General features: G+C 47.4%; 1 protein-coding gene. It reads left to right on the top strand.

The window, feature by feature from the left end:
- Positions 1–1,031: M60 family metallopeptidase (locus E1189_RS19910; RefSeq protein ID WP_230460550.1), on the top strand; the 1,031-nt coding region annotated here is incomplete at both ends.

The following is a 1,031-nucleotide window of genomic DNA, read 5'->3' as shown; positions in this document are numbered from 1 at the left end:
CGGAAGAAAAATACAAAGCCTACATGCCCACGGGAGATGACTTTCCAGGAACTGTTGGCCGCGATGCAGAACGGGTGACGGAAACCTTCTCATTTCAGCTGAAGTCACGGGGTTTGCCCTCTTTACGGATGAAATTCCCTCCACGGCATCAGATAAGCACAGGGCTTTATCGGGTGCCGGGGGAACCCATCACCATTGAACAGAAATCCTTGCCTTATGATCCGTGGGGGCAGCGGCCAAGAGTGAGAGTCGGAGCGCATAACTTAATTTTTACAGAACATGGCCCCGAGAAACTACAGAGGGTTGGACGCGCCACTGATAGTTTTCAGCTAAGAGAAGGTGTGCAACAAGATCGTGACCGGGCTTCTGGGTTGATTTATATAGAGTCGGATGAAAATGCGGATGAAAACGAATCGGTTTCTTTTGATATTACTATATCGGGCGCTGTCAGAGCCCCCTGGTTCAAGCTTGGCAGAGATACACCCGAGCAATGGCGCGATTACATTCGCTACTACCCTGCACCCTGGGCAGAGCTTGAAGGGAAATACTCCGTTCTGACTTTACCCTCTGCCATGGTGCAAGATCTTGAAGATCCAACACCGATTATAAACTTTTATGATCAAGTGATTCAAAAAGCCCATGCACTGACAGGCATCAGCGACAATCATGAAGATATGCGCGACAAAGCCCCGGATAATCTTTACCGTTTCGTAGTAGATGTTCAGCAATGGCGCCGCGCTTTAGCCACAGCCAATGTATACGGATTTACACTATACTGGCTTGCTTTAAATAATCCATTTCGATGGTTGGATTCAAATGATTTCTTGGCTTCTGACATTCTTCTTCATGAGGTTGCTCATAGTTTAGAACCTGTTCATTCACTCTTTGAACCACCCGGGGCTAATGAGGCGTTTGCAGACTTACTGGTTTATGGTGATCATTATCGTCAGGGAGATTGGTTCCTGGGACGTAGGCGTGAAATAGCTGGATTGACTTTCGTTCGGGATGACAGTTTTTATGGCAATATACCC

It is taken from the genome of Parendozoicomonas verongulae (assembly GCF_009711465.1).
In the GTDB taxonomy this organism is placed as follows: domain Bacteria; phylum Pseudomonadota; class Gammaproteobacteria; order Pseudomonadales; family Endozoicomonadaceae; genus Sansalvadorimonas; species Sansalvadorimonas verongulae.
Note: the sequence above shows the minus strand (reverse complement) of the source record. Positions and strands in the feature narration are given on the sequence as shown.